Source organism: Halobiforma nitratireducens JCM 10879 (genome assembly GCF_000337895.1).
GTDB classification, from domain to species: domain Archaea; phylum Halobacteriota; class Halobacteria; order Halobacteriales; family Natrialbaceae; genus Natronobacterium; species Natronobacterium nitratireducens.
In genome coordinates this window covers 1-7,363 of sequence record NZ_AOMA01000094.1, presented here as the reverse complement: position 1 = coordinate 7,363, position 7,363 = coordinate 1, and the positions used below count along the sequence as shown (strand labels likewise).

Annotated in this window: 8 protein-coding genes and 1 pseudogene; 5 read left to right on the top strand and 4 right to left on the bottom strand. The window is 67.2% G+C overall.

From position 1 onward, the window contains the following. Together trkA and C446_RS19080 are read right to left on the bottom strand one after the other, a co-directional pair. Positions 1–696 (bottom strand): Trk system potassium transporter TrkA (trkA, locus tag C446_RS09470; RefSeq protein ID WP_006672867.1); only part of this gene is annotated, 696 nt, incomplete at its 3' end. Positions 697–709: 13 nt separating this feature from the next. Continuing rightward, positions 710–880 (bottom strand): hypothetical protein, encoded by a 171-nt coding sequence (locus C446_RS19080; RefSeq protein ID WP_160162965.1) that lies wholly within the window; start codon positions 878–880, stop codon positions 710–712. A gap of 168 nt (positions 881–1,048) precedes the next feature. Here C446_RS19080 and C446_RS09465 point away from each other — a divergent pair, with 168 nt between their 5' ends. The 5 genes from C446_RS09465 (at position 1,049) to C446_RS09445 (ending at position 5,922) form a co-directional block, all read left to right on the top strand. Next, positions 1,049–1,519, top strand: coding sequence for a hypothetical protein (locus C446_RS09465; RefSeq protein WP_006672866.1), 471 nt, complete (start codon positions 1,049–1,051; stop codon positions 1,517–1,519). Positions 1,520–1,635: 116 nt separating this feature from the next. Further along, complete coding sequence (locus tag C446_RS09460) at positions 1,636–2,514, top strand: NOP5/NOP56 family protein (RefSeq protein ID WP_006672865.1); 879 nt, start codon at positions 1,636–1,638, stop codon at positions 2,512–2,514. Next, entirely contained in the window at positions 2,507–3,154 is a 648-nt protein-coding gene (locus C446_RS09455) for a fibrillarin-like rRNA/tRNA 2'-O-methyltransferase (RefSeq protein WP_006672864.1), read from the top strand. Before C446_RS09460 ends, C446_RS09455 begins: the two co-directional genes overlap by 8 nt. 164 nt (positions 3,155–3,318) lie before the next feature. Continuing rightward, entirely contained in the window at positions 3,319–4,614 is a 1,296-nt protein-coding gene (locus C446_RS09450; protein ID WP_006672863.1) for an outer membrane protein assembly factor BamB family protein, read from the top strand. A 225-nt stretch (positions 4,615–4,839) separates the two neighbouring features. Then, positions 4,840–5,922 carry a glutamate--cysteine ligase gene (locus C446_RS09445; RefSeq protein WP_006672862.1) on the top strand — a complete coding sequence of 361 codons (1,083 nt, stop codon included), beginning with the start codon at positions 4,840–4,842 and terminating at the stop codon, positions 5,920–5,922. 35 nt (positions 5,923–5,957) lie between these two features. Here C446_RS09445 and C446_RS09440 read toward each other — a convergent pair whose 3' ends face one another. After that, positions 5,958–6,497: a hypothetical protein gene (locus tag C446_RS09440; protein WP_006672861.1), complete on the bottom strand. Its 540-nt coding sequence runs from the start codon at positions 6,495–6,497 to the stop codon at positions 5,958–5,960. A gap of 146 nt (positions 6,498–6,643) precedes the next feature. Beyond that, positions 6,644–7,356, bottom strand: a pseudogene (locus tag C446_RS09435) (sulfite exporter TauE/SafE family protein). Positions 7,357–7,363 lie beyond the last annotated feature (7 nt).

The window sequence follows — 7,363 nt, the reverse complement described above, 5'->3', positions numbered from 1 at the left end:
CACGACGACGACCTCGTTGCCGTCGTCGGTCATCGCCGGTACGACGTCCGTCGCGAAGTCCGAGACCGACGCCGAACTGCCGATGACGACGATCCGATCGCCGGGCCGGATCTCCGTCTCGCCGGTGGCGACGATCATCTCCTCGCCACGGAAGACGCCGGCGAACGTCAACGACTCGTAGCAGTCGGCGTCCTCGACTGTCAGCCCCGCGATGGGACTCTCGGAACCGATCTCGAACTCCGCCATCCTGACGAGGCCACCGACGAACGCGTCGACGTCCTGGGTCGCCGGCAGATCGGAGATACGGACGATCGTCCGCGCAGTCAGCAGATCCGTACACACCATGAAATCGACGCCGAAGGCCCCCTGGGACCCCTCCCAGGTCTCGAGCAGGCTCCGCCTGCGTACGCGAGCGATGGTGAACGCGTCGCTTGCGGTTTTGACTGCACCGCAGATGACGACGTTCGCCTCGTCGTCGTCCGTACAGGCGATGGCCAGATCGGCCGCACTGACGTCGGCCTCCTCGAGCGTTCCGAGTTCCGTACCGTCGCCCTGAAGCGCGAGAACGTCCAGAGCGTAGGTCAACTCCTCGACGACCTCGGGATCGCGGTCGATCACGACTATGTCGTGGGAGTCTTCGAGGTTGCTGGCGATAGCGCGGCCGACCTCGCCAGCGCCGACGATTACGATTCGCATCTGACTGACGTATTCATTCGTCACCTTGTAAGCGGTATGTTTTCTCCGCTGGTTTCCGTTCTAACCGCTGCACGATCGCCTGGCGGAGCGTCCGCGGGGACCGCTGTTTGCCGCGGGCCAGCAGGACGGTCCCGGCGCTGGCGTCGACGATCCGTTCCGGAATCGTTCCCTCGCCTCGGGACACACCGTCTCGTAGGCGGCTGCCTCTTCGACGAGTCGATTGCCGTGCCAACGGCTTTCGGTCGGTCACGGACTGGCTCGAGTTTGAGTTCGAGTTTGAGTTCGAGTTCGAATTCGTCGTCGGTGCCGGCTGAACCGTTTTCGGTCCCGCTCTCGTAGATTCGTCGGGATCATGTCCGCAGAAACGGTCTCGGAACGGGCCCGCGCGTACCGACGGCGGTTCGATCGACTCGACGCGAGGATCGCGGCCTGGATGAATCGATGGGGAATGGGAGTGTTGCGCGCCGCCGTCGCCGTCGTCTTCGTCTGGTTCGGCGCGCTGAAGGTCTTCGGCGTCAGCCCCGCCGCGGAGCTCGTCGCGGCAACCGTGTACCTGGTTCCGCCGGAGCTGTTCGTCCCCGTTCTCGGTGTCTGGGAGGTTCTCATCGGTCTCTGTCTGCTCTATCGGCCGCTCATTCGCGTGGGAATCTTCCTCCTTTTCCTCCAGTTGCCGGGAACGTTCCTCCCGATCGTGTTCCTGCCCGGTGTCGTCTTTACGATTTTCCCCTACGGGCTGACCGTCGAGGGACAGTACATCGTCAAGAACCTCGTGATCATCGGCGCTGCGCTCGTGATCGGAAGCACCGTCAGAGAAGACGTATAGCGTCGGTTCGGACTCGGTTACCCGCGAACGACTGTGCGAGACTCCGGTCGATTCGAGGGCGTGATCGTCGCTCGTTTCGAGAACGCATTTACAAGCCCGGCGAGTACTGACGGGTAATGACCGCAACTGACCCCGAGAGATCGGGCTGGTTCGCCGACGTCGATCCGACGGACCCTGAGGCGGCGGCCGACGCCGTCCGGACCGGATCGGCCGACGAGCCACGGGAGTGGCCGACGCTTGCCGTCGAGTCGGGCGTTGCCGACGACGCCGAGGACTACTACGAGCTGCTGAAGGCGGCGACGACGGCGGCCGCTCGCGCCGAGGTGACCGACCGCGAGGCGGCCGACGACCGCCAGCTCGTCCACGCCGTGCGGGCGATGGACGACTGCGAGCGGACGGCCAACGAACTCGCCGAGCGGCTGTCCGAGTGGGGCGGCACCGTCGACCCCGAAGCCGGAACGGGAGTCGAGTACGCCCGGGAACTGGCCGCCGAAGACGACCACGAGGACGTCCCGGATCGCATCCTCTCGCTTGCCGAGCGTGTCGCCGCCCTCGCCGACGAGGCGGCGGATCTCCGGGAGTTCGTCGAGCGACAGACCCCGTCCGTCGCGCCCAACCTCGCGGCGCTTGCAGGCCCCGTCCTCGCAGCACGGCTGATCTCGCTTGCCGGCGGCCTCGAGGCACTCGCGAAGAAACCGAGCGGAACGATCCAGGTTCTAGGGGCCGAAGACGCCCTGTTCGCCCACCTCCAGGGACACGCCCCCTCGCCGAAACACGGGGTCATCTACGTCCACGACGCCGTACAGGGGACTCACCCTGGCGAGCGCGGCTCCGCGGCACGAGCCCTTGCCGGCAAGCTCGCCATCGCGGCCCGCGTCGACCACTACTCGGGCGAGCGCAAGCCGGAACTCGACGCCGAACTCGCGGAGCGACTCGAGACAATTCGGGCGCGGACCGACGGCGACGGCAGTGATGGTGGTGAGGCCGATGAGTGACGATCTGCCGACCGGCGTCGAGCGACGCGACATCCAGGGAACGGACCGGCTCGCCACCTGGGGCGAGCCGGTCTACGGCGAGCCGACCGACGGGGAGTGGCGCGCCTGGAACCCCGACCGCTCGAAACTCGGCGCGATGCTCGAGTCGGGGATGGACACCGGGCTCGCGGGTGGGGCCGACGAGACGGTGCTGTACCTGGGTGCCGCGAGCGGAACGACGGTGAGCCACGTCGCCGACTTCGCGGGGCCGACCTACGCCGTCGAGTTCGCGCCGCGGCCGACTCGAGACCTGCTCTCCGCCGCCGAGTCGCGACCACGCCTGTTCCCGCTGCTGGCTGACGCGCGAAAACCCGGGAGCTACGCCCACGTCGTCGAGGCCGACGTCGATGCCATCGTTCAGGACGTCGCGACCCGCGGACAGGCCCGCGTCGCTCTCGAGAACCGGCGGTTCCTCGCCGACGACGGTCGGCTCCTACTGGCCGTGAAGGCCCGCAGCGAGGACGTGACTCGCGACCCCGCAGACGTCTTCGCGGACGTTCGCGAGGAACTCGCCGAGGGGTACGACCTCCTCGAGACGGAGCGACTCGAGCCCTACCACGAGGACCACCTGGGGATCGTCGCACGACCGCTCGAGGAATGAGCCCGTCCGTCCCGAACCCGGTTGAATCGACGTGACCGACGTGATCGCCGTTATTTCGTCGTTATTTCGTCGTTTTTTCGTCGTTTTTGATTCCCACCGAACCGAATGTGCGTGGGGAACGCGATGCAAGAAACCTATGTGGACGGACCGAGTGGTACCCGCCAATGAGAGACGTACGCTCTCGGCGCGGGTTCCTGCAGACGGCCGCGGTAGTCGGGGCCGTCGGGCTGGCCGGCTGTGCCAGTGATTCCCAGGAGGGGCCGAACCCCGACGACGAGACGCCCGACATCTCGCTCGAGGAGCCGGACGAAGACGAAGGCGAAGCCGACGCCTGGCCGACGTTCCAGTTCGACGCCGAAAACACGGGGTACACGACCGCCTCGGGGCCCGACGTGGGTGGTAGCGGTGGCAACGGCGACGAAGACGAAGACGAAGACGAGGCCGAAGACGGGGCGGCAGACTCCCCCGTCGGTGCGCGCTGGGAGTTCGAAACCGACGGCCCGGTCTACAGTAGTCCGGCAGTCGTCGACGGGGTCGTCTACGTCGGTAGCAACGACGGCTCGCTGTACGCGATCGATGCCGATTCGGGCGACCGGGAGTGGGCGTTCACGACCGGCGACCAGGTCTCGAGCAGTCCGGCAGTCGTCGACGGGGTCGTCTACGTCGGCAGCACCGACGGTTCGGTGTACGCGATCGAGGCCGACTCGGGCGACCGGGAGTGGACGTTCGAGACCGAGGGCGGGGTCGCGAGCAGTCCAGCAGTCGTCGACGGGGTCGTCTACGTCGGTAGCAACGACGGTTCGGTGTACGCGATCGACGCCGATTCGGGCGACCGGGAGTGGGCGTTCGAGACCGGCGGGTCCGTCCAGCGAGCGCCCGCAGTCGCCGACGGCACCGTCTACGCCGGAAGCACGGACAACCACCTGTATGCGATCGAGGCCGACTCGGGCGACCAGGAGTGGGCGTTCGAAACCGACGACTGGGTCCAGAGCCGGCCCACAGTCGTCGACGGGGTCGTCTACGTCGGTAGCAACGACGACAGTTGCTACGCCCTCGAGGCCGACTCGGGCGACCTCCGATGGGAGTTTCTCACCGAGGGGTCGGTAACCGGCTCCCCGGCGGTCGTCGACGACGTGGTCTTTTTCGGCAGTTACGACACCAGAGTGTACGCCGTCTCGGCGGCCCCCGGTGACGCCCCGGAGGGTGGTACCCCCAGCCCGGAGACGTTCTACTGGTACCACACGGGCTTTTTCGAGGTCCGGAGCAGTCCCGCACTCGCCCGCGATACCCTCTACGTCGGTAACGAGGACGGAACCCTCTCGGCGCTCGCGGCCGAGACCGGCGACGTTCGCTGGGAGTTTACGGCCGAAAACTGGGTCGCCGGTTCGCCCGCCGTCGTCGACGGGGTCGTCTACGTCGGCAGCGGCGACGGCTCGGTCTACGCGCTCGAGGACGACTAGCGCTCCGCTGGCCGACGACGGCTCGGTCTACGCGCTCGAGGACGAAGGGTCCTCCACCGCTCGAGACCGCCCGAGGTGTCCGAGGGAATCGCCATACGGTCTCGTATCGACTCCGAAATGGCTTCGATCGACGATCGTCTCCGACACGAGAACGAAAATCGGTGACCCAGGTCGATACTTCCGACTCCAAACCGTATTTACTATCGGACTCAAAACGGGGACACGATGGAACGCGGGTCGCCGGATTCGTTCACGCGCATGGGCACGCTGGGGATCGAAGAGGAGTGTTTCGTCGTCGACGAGCGCGGTCGACCGACGAGCGGCACCGACGAACTCGTCTACGAGCGTGATCCCCCCGAGATTCTCGCGGATCGGCTCGATCACGAACTGTTCAAGTTCGTCATCGAGACCCAGACGCCCCTGATCGAAGACCCCGGCGACGCCCGCGAGACGCTGCGCGAGATCAGACGGGCGCTGCTCGATCACGCCCACGAACACGGCTACGACGTCGCCGCCGCCGGCCTCCACCCGTTCGCACGGTGGCGCGAACTCGAGCACGCCGAGAAACCCCGCTATCGCTCGCAACTCGACCGCATACAGTACCCGCAACACCGGAACACGACCGCCGGTCTCCACGTCCACGTCGGCGTCGACGACGCCGACAAGGCCGTCTGGATCGCAAACGAGTTGCGGTGGTACGTCCCGATCATGCTCGCGCTGTCGGCCAACTCACCGTTCTGGAACGGGTTCGACACTGGGCTCCAGTCCGCCCGCGGGAAGATTTTCGAGGGGCTACCGAACACGGGAATGCCGACCTACTTCGAGGACTACGAGGCGTTCGACCGGTTCGAACGCCGGATGCTCGAGACCGAATCGATCAACGACCGGGGCGAACTCTGGTACGACGTTCGGCCCCACACCGCCCACGGTACCGTCGAAATCCGGACGCCGGACGGCCAGGCCGACCCGGACGCCGTGATGGCGTTCGTCGAGTACTCCCACGCGCTCGTCGAGGCCCTCGCCGAGGAGTACGAGGACGGTACGAGCGCGAGCCGTCACCGCCGGGAACTGCTCGACGAGAACAAGTGGCGGGCGATCCGTCACGGACACGAGGCGTCGCTGATCGATCGGGACCTCGAGGGAACCGTCGAACTGGGCGAACTCGTCGACCGCGAGTGCGAACGGCTCGGCGTCGACGGGATCAAAGACGTGTACGAACGCGAGAGCGGTGCGCAACGACAGCGGCGATTGCTCGAGGAAGCGGGCCCGAACACGCTGTGTGAGTCGCTGTTGCTCGAAGCCGAGTAACCGAGAACGGGCCGCTCGCGTGTGAGACCGCGCGGTTACTGCCCGCGGCGGTCGTAGACGGCCGTCGGTCGAGCGTCCGCCTCCCGCCGGCGTTTCCGTATCGTTGCGGCGTCGTACGCACCGCCACAGAACGCGAGGAAGCCGACGACCAGTAGGACCCAGGTCCCGACTGCGGTTCCGGCGGCAGTCGGCCCCGCGGTCCCCGTTTCGGGACCGAACAGGAACGGCGACGCGAGCAGCCACAGTCCCGCCGCCGCGGCCAGCGCCGCGACGCCGGCGCTCCCGAGTTCGGCCGCCGTCCGTCTGTAGTAGTTGTACGCGCCGAACACGACCAACGCAGCACCGATCAGTCCGGCGTTCCAGGCGTGACTCGCCGCGAAATCGAGCCCGAGCGCCCCCGCGATCGCGACGACACCGAGCAGGACGACCAGTCCCGACACCGCCCTGCCTCGCCCGTCGCGGTTGGGCTCGTACTCGATGCTGTCCCGGTCCGCCCGGTCATCGTCGGCGTGTCCTCGCTCGTCGTGTTTCGCGTCCGGATCGTGCTCGTCCGCGTCCCAGTTGGGTCGTGGCATAGGGTCTCGAGCGAGGCTCGCGCCCCCGCGTGTGTGAGTCTGGTGCTCGCCGTTGCAGGCTCGAGGACCTGACGAACGCCTCTTCCGTTTCGCTGTCTGCTCCGTGACCGACTCGACTCGAGTATCACCGTCGGCCGCTCTCCCAGTCACAGCGCCAGGTACGGCCCGACCGCCAGAAGGACGACGCCGAGCAACAGCGGGGTGCCGACGACGACTGCCAGTGGAAGGAGCACGCCTGGAACGCGTAGCCCGCCGTCGCGAACGCCGCGATGAAGATCGACTGCATCTGTGCGACCGCGACCGCACGCAGCATGGATACGCCGACGAGCACCAGCGCCGGCACCGCCAGTACGGGCCCCCCGATACCGAGCAGTCCGCTAGCCACGCCGAGTCCGAAGCCGAGCGTCCCCAGCGCGAGCCGGCCAGTTGCCGCGTCCACCTCGAGGGCGTAACCCGGTCCGAACCCGCGGCGAACCCGATAGAGGATGACCGCGCCGACGAGGTTCGCGACGGAGCCAAGCAGCGCGCCGAAGACCGCTCGGGAAACGACGGCGTTTGTCGCTGCCCCGGCGAGTGCACCCAGCACGCTCGAGAGGCTGAGGACGATCGCAAGCGTCCGCCCCTCACCGGTTCGAATCTCACCGGACCGAAGGTAGGCCGCGCTGCCGACGAGACCGGTGAGGACGAACGTCGCGTGGGCCGTCCCGGCGATCTGGTTCGAGGCCAGCGGCGTCAGGGAGTAGAGGGCGATGGTCACGAAGATGCCGCCCGGTCCGATCGTCGTGATACCGATGCCCGAGAGGAACGCGATCGCGACGAGCAACACCGTCAACGCGGGGTCGAACGGAAGCCCGATCATCGGCCGG